This window comes from Pseudoalteromonas sp. PAST1, assembly GCF_021532515.1.
In the GTDB taxonomy this organism is placed as follows: domain Bacteria; phylum Pseudomonadota; class Gammaproteobacteria; order Enterobacterales; family Alteromonadaceae; genus Pseudoalteromonas; species Pseudoalteromonas simplex.
This window is the reverse complement of sequence record NZ_JAKGBH010000015.1, coordinates 42,248-64,787: the sequence shown is the minus strand read 5'-3', so window position 1 is coordinate 64,787 and position 22,540 is coordinate 42,248. Positions and strand designations below refer to the sequence as shown.

Here is a 22,540-nt window from a genome sequence, read left to right as displayed (position 1 = left end):
AAATGATCAAAGTACTCATAGTTGATGATTCTGCTTTGATCCGTGGTTTACTCAAGGAAGTACTCGAGCAAGCAGAAGACATTCAAGTTGTTGGCGCGGCAGAAGATCCTTATCAAGCCCGAGATTTAATTAAGCGCCTCAATCCTGATGTCTTAACGCTGGATATCGAAATGCCGAAAATGGATGGATTAAGCTTTTTAAAAAACTTGATGCGCCTTCGTCCTATGCCAGTTGTGATGATTTCAACACTGACTCAAAAAGGCTCACCCATTACACTGGAAGCCCTCGAAATTGGTGCTGTTGATTTTATTGCTAAACCAACTATCAATGTAACAGAAAACTTGCAGCGATATGCACATTTACTTCATCAAAAAGTACGCACAGCCGCAGGTGCAAGAATACGTGCATTTAAAGAAACAAAAATTGAAGACGATAGCGCCTTAACAGCACTGCAATTTAAGCCCAATAGTGTACTTGCAATTGGTGCTTCAACAGGTGGAACAGAAGCAATTAAAGAAGTGCTTGTGCGCATGCCAGAAAACTGTCCACCGATAGTGATTACACAGCATATCCCGCCGGTTTTTAGTACTTCGTTTGCGATGCGCATGGATAGAACCTGCAAAATTAGTGTTAAGGAGGCTGAACATGGCGATAAGTTACAGTCAGGTTGGGCGTACATTGCGCCAGGCGATCAGCATTTAAGTGTAGTGAAAAAAGCAGGCGGCCTATACTGCCAGCTTGATACTAATGAGTTGGTTAATCGCCATCGCCCAGCGGTTGATGTGCTATTTAACTCCTTGGTTGTGGCTTGCCCTAAAGCGGTTGTGGCTGCGTTATTGACCGGTATGGGCAGCGATGGCGCAAAAGGCATGCTCGCATTAAATCAAGCAGGAGCTTACACCATCGCGCAAGATGAATTATCGTCAGTGGTATGGGGCATGCCAAAAGCCGCAGTCGAACTCAATGCGGCTAATGAAGTGGTTCGCCTTGATAAAGTCACAGCGCAAATGCTAAAACAAGCAGTTAAGGTACAATAACCCAAGGTTGAGAGAACCAATAATAGCTGCCTTTCTTCGCGATAGAAGGGGCCGTGCAGTTAAAGCGAGAACGGCCTTTTTTCAGTTTTTCAGGTGATGTGATCTTCACCGTATCTTTACTAAGCCAGGTTAAATCAGCTTGACCAATACCTGATACATAACAAGCAAACTGGCTTTTATGAAAGTCCTGCATATCAAATTGCATCGTTAAACTAGGTGGGTTTTCGTCTGTCACACTATCTGAGTAGGTGAGCTGTTTGATAGTGAATGCTTGAGAGTCGAGTTTAGTGGCAAGTGTTTCAAGCTTTGAATAAAAGCCCGATGCTGGAAAACGTGGTAATCGGGTAAAGTCAGAGTGGATACCAACAGCACCCGAATGCTGACCTATACCAACAAAGCCTAGCGATTTTACTAGTTGTTGCAATGAATTATTAAACTCGCCATAAGGGTAAGCGAGGTATTTATAATCATGGCCAATTTCTTCTTTAATTCGCTGCTGGGCAGATAAAATGTCTTTTTTAGTACGTGCAAGCCATGCTTCTTCACTCTCGCCTGGTTGTTTGCGATGTAAGTAATTATGAATTTGCGTATGGTTGCTAATTAAGGCACCTTTTTTCGATAGCTCCTTTAACTGCTGCCAAGTCATTACATAGCTTTTGCCTTCATCAATTAGCTCGGGATTGACGAAAATAGTGTACGGATAGCCAAATTTTTCTAAGATGGGCGCTGCTTCTTCATAGTTATTTTTGTAGCCATCGTCGAAGGTAATCGCGACGGTTTTATCTGTTAGCGGTTGGCCTGTTTGTAATGAGGTAATGAGTTCATCTAATGGAATAACGTTAAAGTTATTATCTTTTAAATATTGCATATGTTCAGTGAATGTTTCGCTACTGACACTGGTAACCGCAGGAAGGCTTTCACTGACGTGGTGATACTGTAGAATGACTGCACCATGGGCGCGCAAAGATAAACCTAACAGGACTGCAAATACTACATGAAACATTTTCTTAAACGTCATAAGGCACACCATAAAAGTTTACTGTTATTAGCCGGTCCGATGATTTTATCAAATATTACCGTGCCAATGTTAGGTTTAGTTGATACTGCTGTAATCGGCCACTTAGGAAGCGCTCACTATTTGGCTGGTATAGCGCTCGGCTCAGCAGTTATCTCGTTATTATTTTGGCTAGCAGGCTTTTTGCGCATGAGTACCACAGGTTTGGTTGCCCAGGCTCATGGTAAAAGCGATCATACCTTGCTCGCTGAGCTATTAAAGCGCAGCTTGTTACTAGCAACAGCGGTTGCGCTGTTATTAATAGCGCTGAGTATACCTATTCAATCCTTAATGGCATATTTATCAAATGCTAATGAAGCTGTTTTAGAACAAGCAAATAGCTATTTTTCTATTCGTATTTTTAGTGCGCCCGCTGCTTTATGTAATTTGGTTTTACTTGGTTGGATGCTAGGTGTCCATTATGGCCGCGGGCCTTTTTATTTATTACTAATCACCAATATTACCAATATCGTGCTTGATATTTATTTTGTGGTGTTTCTTGATTGGGGTGTGGCTGGAGCTGCGTGGGCGTCTTTAATTGCTGATTATATCGCCCTTGCTTTTGCACTTATGTTAGTTGCTCAGCTCGCCAAAAAGCAAGGTGTCAACCTTGCCGTGAAAGCCTGGTTAAGTGTTGCTAAGTTACTTGATTTGGTGAGCTTAAATCGCGATATTTTTATTCGCTCACTAGCACTCCAGCTGTGTTTTAGTTTTATGACTTTTTATGGCGCACGGATCGGCGAAACAACTTTAGCGGCTAATGCCGTATTGCTAAACTTTTTAATGTTGGTGAGCTTTGCGCTGGATGGTATTGCTTATGCGAGTGAAGCTAAGGTCGGTAAAGCGAAAGGTGAGCACAGCGCTAAGCAGATTAAGTTATGGGTTAATTTGAGCTTGTTTTGGGGCGGGTTATTTGCGCTGTTTTATAGCCTTATATTTTTATTATTTGGTGAGGCAATTATTCGCTTACTTACCGATGTGCCCGAAGTTATCAGTCTTGCAACGGTTTACCTTCCTTGGGTGATTATATTGCCTATCGCGGCGATGGGCTGCTTCTTATTTGATGGCGTATTTGTTGGTTTAACCCGTGCTAAAGATATGCGTAATACTATGCTATTTAGTGCTTTAGTGGGCTTTTTTGGACTGTTTTGGTTAGTGAGTAGCTGGCAAAATCATGGTTTATGGTTTGCGATGACCAGCTTTATGCTGATGCGCGGGTTAACGCTGTGGTTTCGCTACCGTAAAATTGTCAATAATCAGCAATTATTAGATTAAATTACTTCCACAAATCAGGGTCGTGATTTTTGGGTGAAGAGCGCTCTAAAACTTGCGCGAAGCGGTTGGCAAAAATACCTAAATAGCCCCAACCAGCAAAGAATAAAGCCACTGCGAGTATGACTAGGCCAATTAATTGAAATAGTGCGGGCCCATAATAACCTATGGCAATAAAAATCACGGCTAGCACAAACAGTGCTAGGCCGCGAAGAAAGCGTTTTAAGCTTAATTTGGGATCGCTACCTAAGCGAAATACCCATTTTTTAAGCATGCTTTAGATACCGGTTAGTAGTAAGAGTGCTCACCAGATTGGTGATCAGTTATGTCTCTTACACCGTTGATTTCGTCAAACTTGGCGATCATTTCTTTCTCGATGCCTTCTTTAAGTGTGACGTCAATCATTGAACAACCGTTACAGCCACCGCCAAATTGCAGTACCGCGATACCGTCAGGTGTAATTTCTACTAGGCTTACTTGACCGCCGTGGTTAGCGAGCTGTGGGTTAACTTCGGTTTCAAGCATGTGTTGAACACGCTCTTGTAGTGACGCATCATCGCTAAGTTTGCGTGCTTTTGCGTTTGGTGCTTTAAGCGTTAACTGAGTACCCATTTTGTCAGTTACAAAATCGATTTCAGCTTCTTCTAAGAAAGGGGCGCTTTCTGCATCAACAACGGCATCAAAACCATTGAATGGTAGACGAATATCAGTCGCTTCAACGGCGTCTTCTGGGCAGTAAGATACACCACACTCAGCCTGCGAAGTACCTGGGTTTACTACAAACACACGAATGTTTGTTTGTTCAGCTTGGTCTGCTAAAAGTTTAGCAAAATGAGATTGTGCAGATTCAGAAATAGAGATCATAAAACGGACTATACTTGACTAAATTACTCGGATACTGTGTATCATACTCCGCTCATCGTGTTGTCGCCAGTGTTGAGCGTAAAAAGTTGCATCTATTTTATCGAATGGTAGCGTTAAAACATCAAATAATTACGGGTGCTATCTATGCGTTTCATAATAACAATATTAACCATGCTAGTGAGCGTTAGCGCATTAGCAAAACCTCTTTCTTATTACTTTGAACAAGATGTGAAATTTGACCCAAGTATTCCGACTCCTGAACAGGTGTTAGGCTACGAAGTGGGTGAGTGGCATGTACGTCACGATCAGCTTGTGCAATATATGCAAATTCTTGCTGAAAAAAGTGACCGAATGAATTTTAAAGTAATCGGTCGTACTCATGAGCAGCGTCCATTGGTGATTCTAACAATTACAGCGTCCGACAAACTTGGCCAAGTTGAGCAAATTCGTAAGGCTCACTTAGCTCGCCTAAATGGTGAAGCAAGTGACTCAAGTAAGCAGCCAGCGGTTGTTTGGATGGGTTACAGTGTTCACGGTAATGAATCATCAGGTAGCAATGCGTCGTTACTGGTTGCGTATTACCTTGCAGCTGCACAGGGCCCAGAAATTGACGCCTTACTTAACAACACGGTTATTTTACTCGACCCATCATTAAACCCTGATGGCTTAGCGCGTTTTGCAAATTGGGCAAACAGCAACCGTGGCATGAAGTTATCATCAGATCCGCAAACTCGTGAGCATATCGAAAGTTGGCCTAGTAGCCGTACTAACCATTACTTGTTTGATTTAAACCGTGACTGGTTATTACTACAACATCCTGAATCACGTGCACGTATTGCACAGTTTCACCAATGGAAACCGAATATCCTAACTGACTTCCATGAGATGGGCCCAAACAGCACTTATTTTTTCCAACCAGGGATCCCAACTCGTAAGCACCCAATCACGCCTGAAGAAAATGTCACGCTGACTAAAGCAATTGCAAACTATCATGCAAAGACACTTGATGAGCACAACGCACTTTACTTCACTGAAGAAAGCTTTGATGACTTTTACTATGGTAAAGGCTCAACTTACCCAGACGTCAATGGCGGTGTAGGCATCTTATTTGAACAAGCGAGCTCGCGTGGTCACTTACAAGAAACGATCAACGGTCCGTTAAGCTTCCCGTTTACAATTAAAAATCAGTTATTAACTAGCTTATCGACATTCCAAGCAGCGATTGATAACCGTACAGACTTACTTGATTATCAAGCAAAATTTTACAACAAAGCAGTTGATCTTGCTGGTGATGAAGACTTTAAAGGGTATGTAGTTAAAGGCGGCGCTGATCAAAGCCGCATGCAATACTTCCTTGATTTATTGAGACAACATCAAATCAATGCGTACATGTTAGAAGAGCCGTTAAAAGTAAACGGTCAAAGCTTTTCTGAGCAGAGCTATTATGTGCCATTAGCACAGCCACAATTTCGTTTAATTAAAGCAATTTTCAGTGAGCAGCAGCGTTTTGTTGATAATACGTTTTATGATGTATCTGGCTGGACACTTGCTCATGCCTTCAACCTAGAATTTGCAAAGGTAAGCAGCAACTGGGGTTTAAATGTGGCAAAAATGCCTTGGCAGCAAAGTGTTAAGTCAAGCTTTGCTGCATTACCGCAAAGCTATGCATACGCATTCAAATGGGATGACTACCTAGCGCCAAAAATGCTTAATAGCTTACTCGAGCAAGGCGTGAAAGCACGTGTGGCATTAAGCCCACTAACAGCAAAAACACCATCAGGTGAAATCGCTTTTGAGCCAGGTAGTATTCTTGTTCCTGCTGGTCTGCAAACTGATAGCAACTGGGTTAGTTATTTAAACCAAGCACAGAATGAGTTTGGCATTGAAATTACACCCATTAGTTCGGGCTTAACGGTGAAGGGGGCTGATTTAGGTTCTCGTGCAATGGCGGTTGTGAAAGCGCCTAAAGTATTGCTAGTGGGTGGTCAAGGAACTAGCCAGTATGAGCTGGGAGAAGTGTGGTACTACTTAGATCGTTTTGTTGGTACAGCGCCAAGCATTATCGAAATGGAACGTTTAGGTAACATCGACCTTGAAAACTACAGCCATATTATTTTAGCGCACGGAAATTTCAATCGTCTTGATGATGCGACTAAAGTGGCTATTAAGTCGTGGGTGCGTAAAGGCGGTGTTATTTGGGGTCACAAAGGCGGTGCTAAGTTCTTAGCTGATCAGCAGCTACTAAAAGCCAATTACTTATCTCGTCGTGATGTAGCGAGTGCCTTTGATACCACAGGGCTTAGCTATGCTGATAAAGATCACTTAGCAGGCCGTCAGCGTATTGCCGGCGCAATTTTTAATACCTCTGTAGATTTATCTCACCCACTTACGTATTCGCTGAACCGTAATACATTACCTGTATTTAAGAATAGCACTTGGCTACTTGAGAAGTCAGATGCTCCATTTGTTAATGTGCTTACTTACACAGATAAACCGCTTTTAGCTGGCTTTACTGATGACGTAAACGTAGAGCAAGTCGCGGGTGCTGCTGGCCTCATTGCGCATTCATATGGCAAAGGCAGTGTGATAGGCATGACAGATAACCCAGTATTCCGTGGTTACTGGTACGGCACGAGTCGATTACTAAGCAATGCCTTATTTTTTGGTAATGCCTTTCATGCCTCTGGTGATAAATAATCACACTTAATCATAATGCAGGTTGCCTAACCCTGTTAGGCAAGTGAGCATAGCCCATATTTGCTTCGCCCCTGCATTTTTTATGGCTTCTGTCGCAGCATTTAAAGTTGCGCCAGAGGTCATCACATCATCAACAACTGCCACGGTTTTCCCTGTTAAATCTTGCTGACAAACAAATGCATTTTGTAGATTTTTAACTCTTTTCGCTTTACTTAACTGTGATTGTGCTTTGGTTGCTTTTTGCTTGTAAAGAGCTGAGCTAACAGTAGATTGCTGGTTTTTTAAAACAGGCAGCCAAGTTTGGCTTACCTGATTAAAGCCGCGTGCTAAAAAGCGTTGATTATGCAGAGGCAGCACAATAAAAAGGTCGGGCCAATTTGCATTAACTTGACGAGCTAATTGCAGCTGTTTCCCTATCACTTGTTGTAGTGCCACACGAAAATATTGTTGGTCATTAAATTTCAATTGCTTGAGCCAAAGTTTAAAAGGTGCTTGATACCACGCACAGGCAATTAAATGGTCAAAATTACTATCAGGAAATGCATCACATATATCTGGTCGGTGTAACAGATTTGGATGGCGTGTAAGGTCAAATAAATTAAGGTCATCTAAACAATACTGACACAAAGCTTGATCAGCCTGTATGTGATTCTGGCAGCTAATGCAAAAGTTGGGGAATAGTGCGTCTAGCCCTAGTTTTAAGGCATGAGGTAAGTGAGACATTGCATTCATTCCTTTAAACGCTATTATGAGCGCTAAGTGTGGTTGGGAAATACAAATTATGCAAAATGAGATGGTGCTATTACATGGCTGGGGAATGAACCAAGGGGTTTGGCAAGTGATCAAACCTGAGCTTGAGTTTTTTCATGATGGTGAAGTCCGTTGTCTCGATTTACCTGGCTTTGGTAACGCACAGTCTATTCCCATACCTTACACTTTGCACGCTGCGGCTGAGCAACTAAGTACACAGCTAAATGATCAGTCTATTCTTGTTGGCTGGTCGTTGGGCGGGCTTTTTGCCTTGTATATTGCAGCACATTGGCCTGACAAAGTAGCAAAGGTTGTGTTGGTTGCCTCAACGCCTTTTTTTGCGCAAACCGACGAATGGCCGGGTATCAAACCTGACGTATTAAATGCATTTAAAGATCAGCTAGTTAGTCACAGAGAAAAAACGATAGAACGGTTTTTGGCGATACAAGCGATGGGCAGTGAATCAGCTCGGGATGATATTAAGCAACTTAAAGCACTTTTAAACCAATACCCTGCGCCTCAAGAGCAAGCTTTAAGTGCGGGCTTAGACATTTTACAGCAGGATGATTTACGGGAACTATTCGCTAACCTTAGCGTACCTGTGCGTGGTATTTTCGGTCGCTTAGATTCATTAGTACCGTATCGTGCGATTGAAAAAATGCATGCCATACAACCCCAGTTTGAATACGAGGTTTTAGATAAAGCTTCACATGCGCCTTTTATTTCTCATAAAGCAGCATTTATATCAGCACTGAAATCAATGTGTTAAGCAAAACTCGCTGAGAGGCCAGAAAAATAGCGGGATTTAGCTTTATTTTGCTCGTTTTATGAGCGATACTTACCGGGTAGATCTCACTGTTGGAGGGTGTTATGCCAATCAGTTCTGTTTTTAATAATGCGGTAGAAGGTTATAACCGTGCAAGCCAAGGTATCGAAAAGGCAAGCGCTGAGATTAGCCGTGCCTCAATTGATCAGCAAGATGATGCCCAATTAGCTCAACAACGCCAATTACAAGCGGCGACTCCAAATGAAGCTGTAACTCCGCCAGTTTCACAACCTGCCCCAATTGATGAGTCGCTTGTTAACTTAAAAGTTGAAGAGTTTAATGCAAAAGCCAATATCAACACGATTCAGACTGCTGATGAAGTGCTCGGCACATTAATAGATATTAAAGTTTAAAAACTTATGAATATCGTCACTCCGTTTCCTTCGATTAATATCAACACGGCGAACGTGCACACCGAAAGTGCTCGCCGTGATAATCAGTTACGTGAAGTGATCCCGCCACCTGCCGCTACCAAGCCGAGTAACGCAGAAAATAAAACCCTGAATGATGGCGACAAAACTAAGCAGCCGGGTTCTGAGGCGGGTACGTATGATGCAAAAGGGCGTCTGGCTGAAGACAAGGTGATTGAAGAACGTAAGCAAGGTGGTGAGCAAGAAGAGCCTGAACAATCAGAGCAAGAACAACAAGAAGCTAAACAAGAGCAGCAAAAAGAGCAAAAGGTTGCCCAGCAAGAGCAGCAAGATGCTGAGCAAATTAAAGAGCTAAAAGCCCGCGATACCGAAGTACGTATTCATGAGCAAGCTCATGCATCAGTGGGGGGGCAATATGCGGGCTCACCAAGCTATGAATATCAACGCGGTCCTGATGGTACGAACTATGCTGTGGGCGGCGAGGTGCAAATTGATGTTGCTGTAATTGAAGGCGACCCAAAAGCCACAATTGAAAAAATGCAGACGGTGCGTGCTGCAGCACTTGCACCACAAGAGCCTTCGAGTGCTGATCGTTCAATTGCCGCAGATGCCACGCAAAAGCTGATGGCAGCGCAAGCTGAGCTCGCCAGTCAATCAGCCGATGGCGATGTTGATTCAGGTAAATCGACCTTCAAAATAAACAGTGAGTATGGTGAAGATAGCGCTACTCAAACTAGCGAAACCAAAACAGCAAAGCGTGACGTTGAAGTAGATGAGCGCGCTGCACGTATTGCTAATTTTTATCAAGCAGCGACCTCGCCAACTAATCAAAATCAGTTCTCTGCTTTTATTTAAGTTTCTAAAATAAAAAACCGCGTAAGTTTACACTTACGCGGTTTTTTTCGACTTATGCCTACAGCCTATTATTTTTTCACTTTTGCATTGGCAAATGCATCAGCAAAGGCATTACCCATGGCAACATTGCCAAATTCGCGTTTTTGTTTAGGTGCACTTTTCGCTTTCGCAGCTGGCTTAGGTTTGCTAGCTGATGCGGCTTTATTGCTGGTATCAACATCATCGTCTAAACGCATGGTAAAGCTAATACGTTTACGGGCAGCATCTACTTCAACTACTTTTACTTTTACAATATCGCCCGCTTTAACCACTTCACGTGGATCAGAGATAAACTTGTTAGTAATCGCAGAAATATGCACTAAACCGTCTTGGTGTACACCCACATCAACAAAGGCACCAAAGTTAGCAACGTTAGACACTACACCTTCTAAAATCATACCCGGTTTTAGGTCATTAATGGTTTCAACACCGGCTTTAAATTCAGCTGTTTTAAACTCAGGGCGCGGGTCGCGGCCCGGTTTATCAAGTTCTTTGATAATGTCGGTAACCGTTGGTAAACCAAACTTTTCGTCTGTGTAGTCGTTCGCAACGAGCTTGTTTAGGATGTCAGAGTTACCAATTAGGCTGTTAACATCTAAGCTGTTCTTCTCGCAGATACGCTTAACAACTGGGTAGGCTTCAGGGTGAACTGACGAGTTATCAAGAGGATCTGAGCCTGTGCTGATACGTAAGAAACCGGCAGCTTGTTCAAAGGCTTTAGGCCCTAAACGTTCAACTTTTTTAAGTTCAGAACGTTTGCTAAATGAGCCATTCGCATCACGGTAGCTAACGATATTTTGTGCTAACGTTTTGTTTAAGCCAGATACGCGAGTAAGTAATGGCACCGACGCCATATTTAAGTCTACACCCACTGAGTTTACACAGTCTTCAACCACAGATGTTAGCGTTTGACCAAGTTGGCTTTGCGATACATCGTGCTGATATTGACCTACACCGATTGATTTAGGTTCAATTTTTACCAGCTCAGCAAGTGGGTCTTGTAAGCGGCGCGCGATAGACACAGCACCACGTAGTGAAACATCAAGGTTAGGGAATTCATTGGCGGCAAACTCAGACGCTGAATAAACAGAAGCGCCTGCTTCACTGACCATAATTTTATTTAGCTTAAGCTCACTGTTCGCTTTAATCAGCTCTGCAACTAACTTGTCAGATTCACGTGAAGCCGTACCATTACCAATAGCGATTAGCTCAACTTTATGTTGGCGGCATAATTGCTCAAGAGTACGAAGTGATTTATCCCAATGATTTTGTGGTGCGTGCGGGAAAATCGTTTGTGTTGTTAACAGCTTGCCTGTGCTATCGACAACGGCAATTTTACAACCAGTACGCAGGCCAGGATCGAGACCTAACGTAGTACGTGGACCTGCAGGAGCGGCCATTAATAAATCTTTTAAGTTTTTAGCAAAAACGTCAATTGCGCCGGTTTCTGCTTTTTCGCGCATTGCACCTAAAAATTCATTCTCAAGGTGAAGGCTTAACTTAATTTTCCATGCCCATTGCACTACGCCCATTAACCAACTACTTGCAGCAGAATTGCTAACATCTAAGCGATAATGATCGGCAATCATTTGTGCACACACTTGCGCCGGATTTTCTGCGCCAGGCTCTGGGTTGATACTAAGTTGTAAGACGCCTTCATTACGCGCACGCAGCATAGCAAGTGCACGGTGTGATGGTACTTTTTTAAGTGGTTCTTGATGCTCAAAGTAGTCGCGGTACTTTACGCCTTCATTTTCTTGACCAGCGATTACAGTACTTTCAATCTGACCATGTTGTGCGATATGACTACGGAATTTAGCAAGTAGTTTGGCGTCTTCTGCAAAACGCTCCATTAAGATAAATTTAGCGCCATCTAACACCGCTTTATTATCTGCAAAGCCTGCATCGGCATTAATGTAGTCACTTGCTTGTTGTTCAGGGTCGAGGCTAGGGTTGTTAAATAGCGCATCGGCAAGCGGCTCAATACCCGCTTCAATGGCAATTTGTCCTTTTGTACGGCGCTTAGGTTTGAAAGGCAGATATAAATCTTCAAGCTCAGTTTTACTGTCAGCGTTATTAATATCAGCACTTAGCTCAGCAGTTAACTTGCCTTGCTCTTCGATAGTATTAAGGATAAAGCTGCGGCGCTCTTCTAATTCACGTAAATACGATAAACGCTGCTCAAGTAAACGTAATTGCGTGTCATCTAAGCCACCAGTTACTTCTTTACGATAACGGGCGATAAAAGGAACTGTGGCACCTTCATCAAGTAATTTGATTGCAGCAACAACTTGTGGTTGCTGGGCACTTAGCTCAGTTGCTAAGCGTGCAGAGATATTGCTCATGCATAACCCTTTTTAAAAATAGAAAATCAGTAAAACTGAAGATTAATTGCCTGAATAATATCACAATAAGAAGGCCTTAAAAGCACTGCTTTTAAGGCCTGCAAAAATAGTCTTACACAACGCGGGTTTTAACGCTTAGTGCGGGTGATCAACCTGCTGTAATACTTCGCTGAAGCCATTAGCAATTGGGTTGATATTAACAGGAATATGTAATTTTTTAGCAATTTCACGGGCTGAAATCAAACCACAAATTTCATGTTCAGCACTGGTTACTAAAAGGAACATCATACCTTGGTGTTCCATAGTTTGCAGTGCATCGCCAATGCATGCATAGCTAATACTTTGTAAGCTTACACCAGCTAAGCTGCTAAGTGGTGTCATTACATGCTGCAAAGTAACTTCATTGCGATGTAAATTGAGGCGCTGAGCAAGAATCATGATTTTAGAGCTTTGTAAGTCAGCACTTGAAGTAATACCAATAAGCTTTTCGTCATTATCTACGACTAAAATAAAGTCAGAACAACGACTGCTGGTTTGTTTAAGTGCATCGACAATACTCAAATCATGATGTGCTCGCACAGGGTCTTTGCTTGTAAAGCTATTTAATACTTTTAGCGCAGGAGAAGTTAAGTCGAGGGTTGGTTCAACTTCGTTTACAGTATTAGATAAAGCACCATTAGAAATGTCTTGAAGACGTAATTCTTTGAATTTATTCATTTTGATCACCATACATTTTAATAAAACTGAAATAGAAAATTTGAGTTAATTAAAAAGCAGGTGGTCCTCGCTGGTGCGCGCTATAAACAGACACCTTATTACAAGGGGGAACATACGAAACAACAGGTGCATCTTGCAGTGGTTGGGCTACATTAGTGATGAACGCAGGAGTATGTTTATCGAGGTCGGTATCTAAGTTAGCAGGGTCCGCACTATCACACGCAATAAAATGAGCAGTTGGCGTAACACTGTCTGAGTGGCTTTCTATATCACTGCCGTAAGATATCAAACTCACACTAATTAATAGTGCGAATACAATGGCATTACTCATTATGCGTTGTATTGCGTTTGACATACTTACTACCTTCTAAAACTCAAGTAATGATTTATCTTGAGTACCTTTAGTTATAGATCACATTTTTAGACTAAACAATCACTAATTAACGCTTTCTGAATTTTCAGGGAAAATTAGTTTGCATCAGGATAAGTTATCTCGTTGATATACCATTCTTTTGCGCCTTCAGGCGTGATCACCGAAAAATCATCATCTACCTGTTTGCCAAGGAGCGCTCGAGCCATAGGTGCATCAATCGAAATGTAATCTTTGCGCTCGTAAATTTCGTCGGGGCCGACAATGCGAAAACGCTTTGTATCGCCTTGTTCATTCTCAATTTCGACCCAAGCACCAAAAAACACTTTACCTGCTTGTTGCGGGTTGTAGTCAACAATTTTAAGATCTGGCATGCGTTTACGAAGATAGCGCACACGTCGATCTATCTGTCGTAAAACACGCTTATTAAACTGATAATCTGCGTTTTCAGAACGGTCGCCCAAGCTTGCTGCCCAAGTCACAATTTTGGTAATTTCAGGGCGCTTTTCATGCCATAAGTAGTCATGTTCTTGTTGTAATTGCTGATACCCTTCTCGGGTTATTAAATTTGTCTTTGCCATTTTATTCAGCCTAAAAAGAAAACCAGCCGCAAAGTATACCCTTTGTCGAGTCGGATTTTGAAATGTTCAGTAACAATCTAAGCGCGTAATTCGTTTTTTATTCTTAACTTTTTCATTTATATTAATAAGTAACATATTACAAAAAGAATGAAAGTTATGGGACACGAAACGACAAAAGTATTGGTTGTTGATGACGATATGCGCTTACGAAGTTTGCTAGAGCGTTACCTTGTAGAACAAGGCTTTATTGTTCGCTCAGCAGCAAATTCAGAGCAGATGGATCGCTTATTAGAGCGCGAAAACTTCCATTTGATAGTATTAGATTTAATGTTGCCAGGTGAAGATGGGTTATTAATTTGCCGTCGTTTACGTCAAAAAGAAAATGACATTCCAATTGTAATGCTTACAGCCAAAGGCGATGAAGTTGACCGTATAATCGGTTTAGAGCTTGGTGCTGATGATTACATTCCTAAACCATTCAACCCACGTGAACTGTTGGCGCGTATTAAAGCAATTTTACGTCGTCGTGCGAAAGAAGTGCCGGGTGCGCCTGCTGCCGAAGAAAACGAAATTAGCTTTGGTGACTTCACACTAAACCTTGCGACCCGCGAAATGAGCCATGGTGATAAAACAATGTCGTTAACCAGTGGTGAGTTTGCGGTATTAAAAGCGTTAGTGACTCATCCTCGTGAACCGCTTAGTCGCGATAAACTGATGAACTTAGCGCGCGGCCGAGATTACAGTGCGCTTGAGCGCAGTATCGATGTGCAGGTTTCACGCTTACGCCGGATGATCGAAGTGGATGCCGCGAATCCACGTTATATACAAACAGTATGGGGCTTAGGCTACGTATTTGTGCCAGACGGTGAAAAATAACAGTAATGGGCATGTTTCCACGTAGTGCGTTTGGACAAACGGTATTTTTGGTTGCAGCCCTGCTGTTAATCAATCAAATTGTCTCTTATATTACGGTCAGTTTTTATGTTGTTAAACCAACTATAGAACAAGTAAACCTGATCCTATCTAAACAGGTGAAAACCGTGTTTATTGAATGGGAAGAAGGGGTTGAGGTTAGCAAGGAAGCTTCTGATAAGTTTTTTGAGATCACCGGCATCGAGGTCATGACCCAGCGCCAAGCAATGAGTCAGGGTTTGGCTGAAACTCGTGAGTACTCAATGCTATCGCGAAGCATGTCGAAAGAGCTCAATGGTTCTGCTCGGGTACGTATTAGCCAAACCGACCCACTTGTTTATTGGGTTGAAGCTCCACAAGCACCGGGTTATTGGGTACGCGTGCCGCTCACCGGCCTGCAAGAAAACAACCTAAAATTCTTAACCTTTTATTTATCGAGTATTGGCTTTTTAAGTGTACTCGGTGGGTGGTTGTTTGCCCGCCATCTAAATAGACCTTTAAAGGCACTGCAACAAGCCGCTGTTAAAGTAGGGGTGGGTGACTTTTCTACCAAGCTAGAAGAGCAAGGCTCTACAGAAGTTATTGAAGTAACCCGTGCGTTTAACCAAATGTCGCGTGGTATTGCTGCCCTTGAGAATGACCGTCGGTTATTAATGGCAGGTGTTTCTCATGACTTGCGTACGCCGCTTACACGTATTCGCCTTGCCACCGAAATGATGTCGGACGATGAAGATTACCTGCGTGAAGGGATCATTCATGATATTGAAGACATGAATGCCATTATCGACCAATTCATTGAATATTTACGCCACCACAAACGTGAAGAACTTGAGCTAGAAGATTTAAACGCGATTGTTTCAGAAGTTGTCGAAGCTGAACAAAAACATCACCGCACTATTACCTTTAAAGAGAATCCGAGCTTAAGTGAAGTGCCAGTGAGTATGGTGGCAATAAAGCGTGTTGTTACTAATATGATTGAAAACGCAATTCGCTATTCAGATGGTGATATAGAGGTTGAAACCCGCGTGAGCAGTAATAAAAAGTTTGCTATGGTCGTGGTTAACGATCACGGCCCGGGGATCCCTGAAAGCGAACTTGAAACTGTATTTGAACCGTTTAAACAAGGTGATGCCGCTCGCGGTAGCGAAGGCAGTGGCTTAGGGCTTGCGATAATTAAACGTATTGTCGATATGCATGGCGGCCGAGTACAACTACTTAATCGCCCAGAAGGTGGCCTCAGCGCGCAAATCTATTTGCCGTTTTAAAAGTATTTAGCTGTAAGCCTTAAGCTATAAGTTTCAAGCAGCCCGAGTGGGCTGCTTTTTTATGGGTGGAGATTTACAGAGCAGTTAGTTACTTATAATTTAAGTTGCCACAGTTATGAGTTATCAATAAAACTAGTTTTAAAGTGCTTTCTTGCTTTAAAGGGGGCTGAAGCAATAATGAAATTTAAAGAAAATAACAAGATAACTATTAAGATAGTTAGCCAGTTTAAAGCCATCTGAATGAGAGTCGGTGGTTCATAAAAGCCAAAATGCATGAACTCGGCAATTAAAATTTTATTTTTATAAATTAAGCTGTTACAAAAATTGCCAAGTGCAAAAAAAGATACACTAACAAGAAATAGCATAGCAGTTATAGTTGCCACTTTGAGCTTTAAAATATTTACCTTTATATATTTCGTTAAAAAATATAGAAATACTAAAAACGCAATACTGCTTACAAAGAGCGTGGCACCCAGCCCCAGAGTTAGTAGATTTGAAACCACCCATACTGGCTTTACAGTTATTGGCAAATCATTCGGATTTATGTCGTCAGTCACTAAAAAGATGTAAATAGACATATAACTTAAAATACTGATTACAGTGATCGGAATATGCCAAAGTAATTCACGCTTTTCTTTTTTACGAGCTGTTTTATGTGCGGTATTTCTCTGTGCAAGTCTTTCTAAAGGATCCATTCTTTACTTACTTGAGTAATCATTCAAAAAATTTACCTTTGAGGAAGGTGATTTGCAAGTAACCATAGCCATTACTAGTGCTCCTATTTCTAAATACAATAAAAAGCGCGACATCAAATGCCGCGCTCTTTTTTACTTGAAGCTTAAAACTTTCAGCTTTTAGCTTAGATTGCTTTAAAACGAATCGCTGTGCCGCCGCTGGTGGCAAGCTTTAACGTTAGCTTATCATCAGCAGTCACTATGCGTTTTTCTACTTTTAAGTCGTAAGGGTTATTTACCCATTCAGCTTTGTCACCGTCGCGGTAGATTTGCGCTTCAAACTTTTTACCTTTATCTAAGAAGTCTAACTTCACTTCTAAAGTGCGGGCTTTTTCGTCTGTAACAGCACCTAGATACCAGTCGTTACCTGAGTATTGATCACGCTTGCGTTCTTTACGTGCAAATACAACGAAATCGCCAACTTCACCTTGTAGTGCAATACTTTGTTGCCAATCAGTTGGTACATCCTGAATAAACTGGAATGCATCTGGCTTCGCTAAATAATTACGTGGTAAATCTGCCGCCATTTGAATTGGGCTGTACATTACAACGTATAGCGCTAATTGCTTCGCTAGGGTTGTTTGTGGGCGGTTGGTATCAGCACCTAAACCGTTAAAGCCCATATCAAAAATACCTGGCGTAAAGTCCATTGGGCCTGCAAGCATACGCGTGAAAGCTAGCATTGGAATATGCTCTGGTGGATTCGGCGGTGTACCCCATGCGTTAAACTCTTGACCACGGGCACCTTCACGAGCAATCCAGTTCGGGTATGTACGACGTAGGCCGGTATCTTTCACAGGCTCATGCGTGTTGATACTAATTTTATGTTTTGCAGCAAGTTTTACGTTGTGTAGGTATTCATTAACCATGAACTGACCATCGTGCCACTCTTTGCGTACAATACCATTTTCATCGATACGCTTGATGTTACCACCGTCGGCGACATAACCTGTTTTAACTTGGCTTACATTTGATTTTTCGTATAACGCAAATGCATCTTCCATTTGGTTACGGTAGTTAGTCACGTTACCCGACGTTTCGTGGTGACCGATTAATTGTACGCCTTTTTCTTTGCCGTAACGTGTCAGCTCTTCAATATCAAAGTCGTCATAAGGTTGTGTAAAGCTAAAAACGTCACCGTTATAGAACCAGTCGCCATCCCAGCCAATATTCCAGCCTTCGACTAGCACGCCATCGAAGCCATATTTAGCAGCGAAGTCCATGTAATATTTCGTGTTTGCAGTGGTTGCACCATGAATTTTACCGCTACCCCAAGTATTTTCATTGATGTGCATACCCCACCAAATACCTACGTATTTACCCGGTTTAACCCAAGATACATCACCCAGCTTATTTGGCTCATTTAGGTTTAAGATGATATCTGAGTTGATTAAATCAACGGCTTCATCACCAATTTGAATTGTACGCCAAGGAGTATTAAATGCGCCGTGCTTTTTAACCGCTACACCGTCTGACCAAGGTGTTAAATCGGCTTGGAAGGTACCATCACGACGTTGATTTAACACCATGCCTGCATAATCAACAAGGGCAGCTTCGTGAATACTAATATGCACACCCTCTTTATTTTTTATAGTAAATGGTGTGTGCACAAGTGCTGCTTTATGAAGTGGAGTGGTGTTATAAACATACTCATAACGGTTCCAACCACGAGCTGGTATCCACCATGCAGTTGCATCTGATGAGTCTGTAATAGCAAACTCTGTAAGTTCTTTAGTGATTTCTACATCATCATAGCCAGCTTGTTTTGGTAATTCGTATCGAAAACCTACACCATCATTAAAAGCGCGAAAACGTACCGTAAACGTGCCACCTTGTGGTTGTGGTTTTTTAAAAGTAACAGCGACTTCGTTATGGTTATCAACTACTGTTTGGCGCTCACCCCAAGGTTGCTCCCAGCTGCTTTTTACCGAATCAGTGGTTTGGCTGCTAATTTTGTAACCTTCGCTCATTGCTGGTTGTTGTTTAAAAACAAGGCCTAACGAAGAGTTAGCAATGACTTGTTTACCTGCAAAGCTGATTTCGTAGCTAGGTGTGTGTTGCTCATCTGAGATAGTTACTTTGATCTGCCCATCAGGTGAACTGACGGTTGTGGTTTGTGCTAGGCAAGTACCTGAAAAGGCTGCTAACATTAAGGCAGTTAATCGCATTATTGTTCCTTGGCGGCTTATGGTTATGGATTGTTGTCACGTATTCTCATACATCCTTAAAGCATAAAGTGACTTGCCGGTTAATACGAGAGATCTGCATACGTATTCAACAAAGTGAACGCTGCGATATCAGCCCTGCACCTAAAAAGGTTAAGCAAAATGATAAGAATAACCCTGTTGCTACTATTGTTTAGTCAAAGTTTATTGGCACAGCAAATACAGATAGTTGATAAGCAGAATCAGCCAGTCAAGAATGCCGTGGTTTGGCTCAAAGGTTCAAAACAGCTTGCTGTTGCTGATAGTCACTATACCATGAGCCAAAAAGAACGTGCCTTTGTGCCTCATGTGCTGGCAGTGCCACAAGGGGCAAATGTTGAATTTCCTAACCTTGATTCAATCATGCACCACGTTTATTCATTTTCTAAAACAAAGCAATTTGAGTTAAAGCTTTACCACGATAAACCCGAAAAACCGATTAACTTTGCACAATCGGGGGTTGTTGAGCTTGGCTGTAACATTCATGACTGGATGCTGGGTTACATTGTGGTCGTCGATGGTGGGATTTATGGGCAAACAGATGATCAAGGTATGGTTGAATTAAGCTTACCTGAAAGTAAGTTTACTTTGGCTGTTTGGCATGACCGCTTTAATGATATCAGTACACCAGAAACTATCGAGATAACGAACAATGCAAAGTCGGTGAGCTATCAGTTAAAGCAAAACTTATTACCAAAATTAGAACTAAGCAGTGACGAGTTTGATGATTATGAATAAATGGCAAGCCTTGCTATTGGCGAGTGTTTTTGGGTTGCCTGCAGTGGTATATGCTGAGCATGATGGTCTGGTAACTGTTTCGGCTGTGCGTGGTGACCAACTAGCTAGCTATCAGCGTAAAGGAATTGGCTTATACCGTTATGACCAAGAGCATGATGGTGTTGTGATATCCCAAGCTATGCTGAGTAGTCGTTTTGAGTTAAATAGCGATTGGTCTGCGCACACAGTACTTAACGCTCACCCTGATCCAGAACTAACAGTTGGTTTAACTCAGGCTTATTTGCAATATCAGCCTCTTACAGCTAGTCGTTATAAATGGACAGTGAAAGGAGGTGGCTTTTATCCCAAAATGTCGCTTGAGAACCCGCAAAATGGCTGGATGTCACCTTATAACTACACTAATTCTGCGATTAATACTTGGATTGGCGAAGAAGTGCGGGCCTTTGGTTTAGAGGCAAACATCAAGCGCCCAGGTAGGCAATTTAGAAGTAATCATAGTTTTGAAGGCTTTGCTGCGGTTTTTAAAGGCAACGATCCTGCTGGGACGTTGCTGTCATGGCGTGGCTTTGCTATGCATGACAGGCAGACTACGTTCAATGAACAAATTGATTTTGCTGTTCCACGTTCATTTGAATGGTCGCAGCTAGATAAGCAAGCCGAGCACGTGGAGCCTTTCGAAGAAGTCGATGGGCGCTTTGGCTATTACGTTGGCGCTCATTGGGATTATCAAAAAAAATCACAATTACGTGTCTATTATTATGACAACAATGGCGATCCAGGTGCTTTGAATACCCGTACTGGTCAATATGCGTGGGATACACGTTTTTTAAGCGCGGCATGGTTGTATAAGTTTAATAAGCAAACACGCATTATTGTACAGCTCCTTGATGGTAAAACTGCGATGGGTACAAATCGTGGGGTAGACAATGATTTTTATAGCCATTTTGTTTTATTAAGCCACAAGTTAGACCAGCATCGTCTCACAATTAGGTATGATTATTTCAAGGTTAGCGATCATGATGATTGGCAATTTGATCCTAACCAAAGTCGTGGAGAAGCTTTAACCGCAAGTTGGCGTTATCAACTGTCAACCAAGTGGCAAGTAGGTGCTGAATATTCAGTGCTGAGCAGTGACGCTCAAAACAGACCCGGTATGGGATTTAATGAGCATAACTCGCAGCAGCAATTTCAGCTTTCAGCGAGTTGGCACTTTTAATTTCATACAGTTTTATATTTTTCAGCTAAGATTCAATAAGCATGCTGGTTTCGATTTTTAATTAGGAAAATGTATGAATTTACAAAGCATTCGCGTTAAAAGTTCCCTACCGATTATTTTGTTAGGCATTGCCATTCTTATTCTAATTGCAGGCTACACTTATCTTATCAGTTTGCAAAAACAAGCTGTTGACGCGCAATCAGAACGATTTTTGAATGCGATTTCGGTCGTTGTTAATGCTGATAGAGATATTTACCAAGCAAAGGTTGCCGAGCTTACTCTTGTTACAAGCAGTAACACAGATAAAACTTATCTAAATGAACATCAAGAAAATGCCGAGCAAGTTAAAGAGCGCTTTGGGCAATACTTGTCTTACATGTCACCTTACACCGAGGTAGTCGACCGGTTTAGTCATTTTGATAGCGCATTTGATTCATGGTATTCGGCATCAAAAAACTTTATCAATGACCCACAAAACAGTGAAAAAAAGCAGATTGCTGAACAAACATTTTCAGCACTGAGGGATATTTTAGATAAAGCAGGCGAAGCAGCAGATAAAACATCAAAATCTGAAACTGAGAAGTTAATGGATGGTGTTATCAGCTTTAAAGTTAAACTAATGATAATGATCGCTATCGTTTTACTTGTCGCTGGTTGGTTTAGCTATTATGTACCTCGACAACTCACGAAGCAGATTAACTTTGTGACAGAGCGAATTAATGAGATTGCGTCGGGAGATGGTGATTTAACAGGCCGTATCAATGTAAAAACACAAGACGAGTTTGCAGAACTTGCGACGGCTTTTAACGGGTTTTTAGATAACCTACAACAACTTATCAAAGACATACTTGGACAGGCTAAAGAGCTGCATAATTTAGGTCGTGACCTTGATAATTTTGCTAATCAGAACCATCAAATAAATCAAAAGCTTAGCCAAGCATCTGAATCAATAGTTAGTGCAGTACATGAAATGAGCGTTGCAAGTCGTGAGGTTGCAGGTGTGGCACAAAACTCATCCCATGAAGCTGACAACTCACAGCAACTGGCTAAACAAGGCTTGGCTGCGGTTGATAACTCGAGTCGAAAAATTGTTGCCTTGTCAGATAATATGGAACATGCCAGCCAACGTTCCACTGAACTGCAACAAAGCTCAGACAACATTGCTAAAGTGCTTGAAGTTATTCGCGCTATAGCTGAGCAAACTAACTTACTTGCACTCAATGCTGCAATTGAAGCTGCGCGAGCTGGTGAGCAAGGGCGAGGTTTTGCGGTGGTTGCAGATGAGGTTCGTACCCTAGCAACTCGGACCCAAGAAAGCACTAATGATATTCAAACTATGGTTGAGCAATTTGCAGCCAGTGTTGAGCAATCCTTACAGGCGATTAATAGTGGTAAGCGTTTTGCTGATGAAGCAGTAGAATCGTTTACCCAAACTAACGATATACTTAACTCGATGCAAGAATCATCGGTCAAAGTAAATGATATGGCGATGCAAACAGCACAAGCAACTGAAGAGCAAACTGCTGTGGCAGATGAAATTAGTCAAAACCTGTCTGATCTAAACGATCAAACCCAACATGGAGGCGGGTTAGCGAGTTCAACACAAGAGGTCGCTAACCGTATGAATCAGCTTACTGACGAACTGAATCAGTTAGTTAATAGATTTAAGGTTTAATACAACAAAAAAGGGCTC

At 42.0% G+C, this 22,540-nt stretch carries 21 protein-coding genes; 11 read left to right on the top strand and 10 right to left on the bottom strand.

Annotated features, from left to right (window positions below; genetic code table 11):
- The first annotated feature begins 2 nt into the window (after positions 1-2).
- A complete protein-coding gene (locus L1272_RS09480) occupies positions 3-1,037 on the top strand; it encodes a protein-glutamate methylesterase/protein-glutamine glutaminase (protein ID WP_138601017.1) in 1,035 nt (344 codons plus the stop codon).
- On the opposite strand, the gene L1272_RS09475 is transcribed toward L1272_RS09480, so the two are convergent.
- Positions 1,024-2,055: a polysaccharide deacetylase family protein gene (locus tag L1272_RS09475; RefSeq protein ID WP_228290611.1), complete on the bottom strand. Its 1,032-nt coding sequence runs from the start codon at positions 2,053-2,055 to the stop codon at positions 1,024-1,026. The genes L1272_RS09480 and L1272_RS09475 overlap by 14 nt on opposite strands.
- On the opposite strand from L1272_RS09475, the gene dinF reads away from it, so the two are divergent.
- Positions 2,032-3,366, top strand: coding sequence for an MATE family efflux transporter DinF (dinF, locus tag L1272_RS09470; protein ID WP_235373256.1), 1,335 nt, complete (start codon positions 2,032-2,034; stop codon positions 3,364-3,366). The two genes, L1272_RS09475 and dinF, sit on opposite strands and share 24 nt — an antisense overlap.
- 1 nt (position 3,367) lies before the next feature.
- Here the strand turns inward: dinF and L1272_RS09465 are convergent, their stop codons facing one another.
- Entirely contained in the window at positions 3,368-3,637 is a 270-nt protein-coding gene (locus tag L1272_RS09465; protein ID WP_054554438.1) for a hypothetical protein, read from the bottom strand.
- A gap of 14 nt (positions 3,638-3,651) precedes the next feature.
- A complete protein-coding gene (gene nfuA / locus L1272_RS09460) occupies positions 3,652-4,227 on the bottom strand; it encodes a Fe-S biogenesis protein NfuA (RefSeq protein WP_235373255.1) in 576 nt (191 codons plus the stop codon).
- Between the two features lie 144 nt (positions 4,228-4,371).
- On the opposite strand from nfuA, the gene L1272_RS09455 reads away from it, so the two are divergent.
- Positions 4,372-6,924, top strand: a complete 2,553-nt coding sequence (locus tag L1272_RS09455) for a M14 metallopeptidase family protein (protein ID WP_235373254.1) — start codon at positions 4,372-4,374, stop codon at positions 6,922-6,924.
- Positions 6,925-6,930: 6 nt separating this feature from the next.
- Here the strand turns inward: L1272_RS09455 and L1272_RS09450 are convergent, their stop codons facing one another.
- Positions 6,931-7,647, bottom strand: a complete 717-nt coding sequence (locus tag L1272_RS09450; protein WP_199528408.1) for a ComF family protein — start codon at positions 7,645-7,647, stop codon at positions 6,931-6,933.
- 58 nt (positions 7,648-7,705) lie between these two features.
- Here L1272_RS09450 and bioH point away from each other — a divergent pair, with 58 nt between their 5' ends.
- The 3 genes from bioH to L1272_RS09435 all read left to right on the top strand — a co-directional run bounded on the left by bioH (position 7,706) and on the right by L1272_RS09435 (position 9,726).
- Positions 7,706-8,443: a pimeloyl-ACP methyl ester esterase BioH gene (gene bioH / locus L1272_RS09445; protein WP_187490153.1), complete on the top strand. Its 738-nt coding sequence runs from the start codon at positions 7,706-7,708 to the stop codon at positions 8,441-8,443.
- Between the two features lie 101 nt (positions 8,444-8,544).
- Complete coding sequence (locus L1272_RS09440) at positions 8,545-8,853, top strand: hypothetical protein (protein WP_054554434.1); 309 nt, start codon at positions 8,545-8,547, stop codon at positions 8,851-8,853.
- 6 nt (positions 8,854-8,859) lie between these two features.
- Positions 8,860-9,726: a putative metalloprotease CJM1_0395 family protein gene (locus L1272_RS09435; protein WP_138601025.1), complete on the top strand. Its 867-nt coding sequence runs from the start codon at positions 8,860-8,862 to the stop codon at positions 9,724-9,726.
- 68 nt (positions 9,727-9,794) lie between these two features.
- Here L1272_RS09435 and L1272_RS09430 read toward each other — a convergent pair whose 3' ends face one another.
- The 4 genes from L1272_RS09430 to greB all read right to left on the bottom strand — a co-directional run bounded on the left by L1272_RS09430 (position 9,795) and on the right by greB (position 13,778).
- Positions 9,795-12,110, bottom strand: a complete 2,316-nt coding sequence (locus tag L1272_RS09430; RefSeq protein WP_054554432.1) for a Tex family protein — start codon at positions 12,108-12,110, stop codon at positions 9,795-9,797.
- 135 nt (positions 12,111-12,245) lie between these two features.
- Positions 12,246-12,827, bottom strand: coding sequence for a CBS domain-containing protein (locus L1272_RS09425; RefSeq protein WP_054554431.1), 582 nt, complete (start codon positions 12,825-12,827; stop codon positions 12,246-12,248).
- A 49-nt stretch (positions 12,828-12,876) separates the two neighbouring features.
- Complete coding sequence (locus tag L1272_RS09420) at positions 12,877-13,182, bottom strand: hypothetical protein (protein WP_235373253.1); 306 nt, start codon at positions 13,180-13,182, stop codon at positions 12,877-12,879.
- A gap of 113 nt (positions 13,183-13,295) precedes the next feature.
- Complete coding sequence (gene greB, locus L1272_RS09415) at positions 13,296-13,778, bottom strand: transcription elongation factor GreB (RefSeq protein ID WP_054554429.1); 483 nt, start codon at positions 13,776-13,778, stop codon at positions 13,296-13,298.
- A gap of 156 nt (positions 13,779-13,934) precedes the next feature.
- On the opposite strand from greB, the gene ompR reads away from it, so the two are divergent.
- Positions 13,935-14,654, top strand: coding sequence for an osmolarity response regulator transcription factor OmpR (gene ompR, locus L1272_RS09410; RefSeq protein ID WP_235373252.1), 720 nt, complete (start codon positions 13,935-13,937; stop codon positions 14,652-14,654).
- Positions 14,655-14,659: 5 nt separating this feature from the next.
- The gene (gene envZ / locus L1272_RS09405; protein WP_138618428.1) at positions 14,660-15,955 is read left to right on the top strand and encodes a two-component system sensor histidine kinase EnvZ; all 1,296 of its coding nucleotides are present in this window, start codon (positions 14,660-14,662) and stop codon (positions 15,953-15,955) included.
- Between the two features lie 113 nt (positions 15,956-16,068).
- On the opposite strand, the gene L1272_RS09400 is transcribed toward envZ, so the two are convergent.
- Together L1272_RS09400 and L1272_RS09395 are read right to left on the bottom strand one after the other, a co-directional pair.
- Positions 16,069-16,650 carry a hypothetical protein gene (locus tag L1272_RS09400; RefSeq protein ID WP_166341119.1) on the bottom strand — a complete coding sequence of 194 codons (582 nt, stop codon included), beginning with the start codon at positions 16,648-16,650 and terminating at the stop codon, positions 16,069-16,071.
- A gap of 164 nt (positions 16,651-16,814) precedes the next feature.
- Positions 16,815-18,857 (bottom strand): glycoside hydrolase family 97 protein, encoded by a 2,043-nt coding sequence (locus L1272_RS09395; RefSeq protein ID WP_054554426.1) that lies wholly within the window; start codon positions 18,855-18,857, stop codon positions 16,815-16,817.
- Between the two features lie 159 nt (positions 18,858-19,016).
- Here L1272_RS09395 and L1272_RS09390 point away from each other — a divergent pair, with 159 nt between their 5' ends.
- The 3 genes from L1272_RS09390 (at position 19,017) to L1272_RS09380 (ending at position 22,522) form a co-directional block, all read left to right on the top strand.
- Positions 19,017-19,631 carry a methylamine utilization protein gene (locus L1272_RS09390; RefSeq protein ID WP_138618424.1) on the top strand — a complete coding sequence of 205 codons (615 nt, stop codon included), beginning with the start codon at positions 19,017-19,019 and terminating at the stop codon, positions 19,629-19,631.
- Positions 19,618-20,847, top strand: a complete 1,230-nt coding sequence (locus L1272_RS09385; RefSeq protein WP_138618422.1) for a hypothetical protein — start codon at positions 19,618-19,620, stop codon at positions 20,845-20,847. Before L1272_RS09390 ends, L1272_RS09385 begins: the two co-directional genes overlap by 14 nt.
- A 73-nt stretch (positions 20,848-20,920) precedes the next feature.
- A complete protein-coding gene (locus L1272_RS09380) occupies positions 20,921-22,522 on the top strand; it encodes a methyl-accepting chemotaxis protein (protein WP_138618420.1) in 1,602 nt (533 codons plus the stop codon).
- The last annotated feature ends 18 nt before the right edge of the window (positions 22,523-22,540 follow it).

Bases quoted from the DNA above. Each gene is read 5' to 3' on its own strand.
- dinF (WP_235373256.1), top strand. From the start codon at position 2,032: ATGAAACATTTTCTTAAACGTCATAAGGCACACCATAAAAGTTTACTG.
- L1272_RS09390 (WP_138618424.1), top strand. From the start codon at position 19,017: ATGATAAGAATAACCCTGTTGCTACTATTGTTTAGTCAAAGTTTATTG.
- L1272_RS09465 (WP_054554438.1), bottom strand. From the start codon at position 3,637: ATGCTTAAAAAATGGGTATTTCGCTTAGGTAGCGATCCCAAATTAAGC.
- envZ (WP_138618428.1), top strand. From the start codon at position 14,660: ATGGGCATGTTTCCACGTAGTGCGTTTGGACAAACGGTATTTTTGGTT.
- L1272_RS09480 (WP_138601017.1), top strand. From the start codon at position 3: ATGATCAAAGTACTCATAGTTGATGATTCTGCTTTGATCCGTGGTTTA.
- L1272_RS09475 (WP_228290611.1), bottom strand. From the start codon at position 2,055: ATGACGTTTAAGAAAATGTTTCATGTAGTATTTGCAGTCCTGTTAGGT.
- L1272_RS09430 (WP_054554432.1), bottom strand. From the start codon at position 12,110: ATGAGCAATATCTCTGCACGCTTAGCAACTGAGCTAAGTGCCCAGCAA.
- L1272_RS09380 (WP_138618420.1), top strand. From the start codon at position 20,921: ATGAATTTACAAAGCATTCGCGTTAAAAGTTCCCTACCGATTATTTTG.
- L1272_RS09435 (WP_138601025.1), top strand. From the start codon at position 8,860: ATGAATATCGTCACTCCGTTTCCTTCGATTAATATCAACACGGCGAAC.
- L1272_RS09420 (WP_235373253.1), bottom strand. From the start codon at position 13,182: ATGTCAAACGCAATACAACGCATAATGAGTAATGCCATTGTATTCGCA.
- L1272_RS09440 (WP_054554434.1), top strand. From the start codon at position 8,545: ATGCCAATCAGTTCTGTTTTTAATAATGCGGTAGAAGGTTATAACCGT.
- L1272_RS09385 (WP_138618422.1), top strand. From the start codon at position 19,618: ATGATTATGAATAAATGGCAAGCCTTGCTATTGGCGAGTGTTTTTGGG.
- bioH (WP_187490153.1), top strand. From the start codon at position 7,706: ATGCAAAATGAGATGGTGCTATTACATGGCTGGGGAATGAACCAAGGG.
- L1272_RS09395 (WP_054554426.1), bottom strand. From the start codon at position 18,857: ATGCGATTAACTGCCTTAATGTTAGCAGCCTTTTCAGGTACTTGCCTA.
- L1272_RS09400 (WP_166341119.1), bottom strand. From the start codon at position 16,650: ATGGATCCTTTAGAAAGACTTGCACAGAGAAATACCGCACATAAAACA.
- L1272_RS09450 (WP_199528408.1), bottom strand. From the start codon at position 7,647: ATGTCTCACTTACCTCATGCCTTAAAACTAGGGCTAGACGCACTATTC.
- greB (WP_054554429.1), bottom strand. From the start codon at position 13,778: ATGGCAAAGACAAATTTAATAACCCGAGAAGGGTATCAGCAATTACAA.
- L1272_RS09425 (WP_054554431.1), bottom strand. From the start codon at position 12,827: ATGAATAAATTCAAAGAATTACGTCTTCAAGACATTTCTAATGGTGCT.
- L1272_RS09455 (WP_235373254.1), top strand. From the start codon at position 4,372: ATGCGTTTCATAATAACAATATTAACCATGCTAGTGAGCGTTAGCGCA.
- nfuA (WP_235373255.1), bottom strand. From the start codon at position 4,227: ATGATCTCTATTTCTGAATCTGCACAATCTCATTTTGCTAAACTTTTA.
- ompR (WP_235373252.1), top strand. From the start codon at position 13,935: ATGGGACACGAAACGACAAAAGTATTGGTTGTTGATGACGATATGCGC.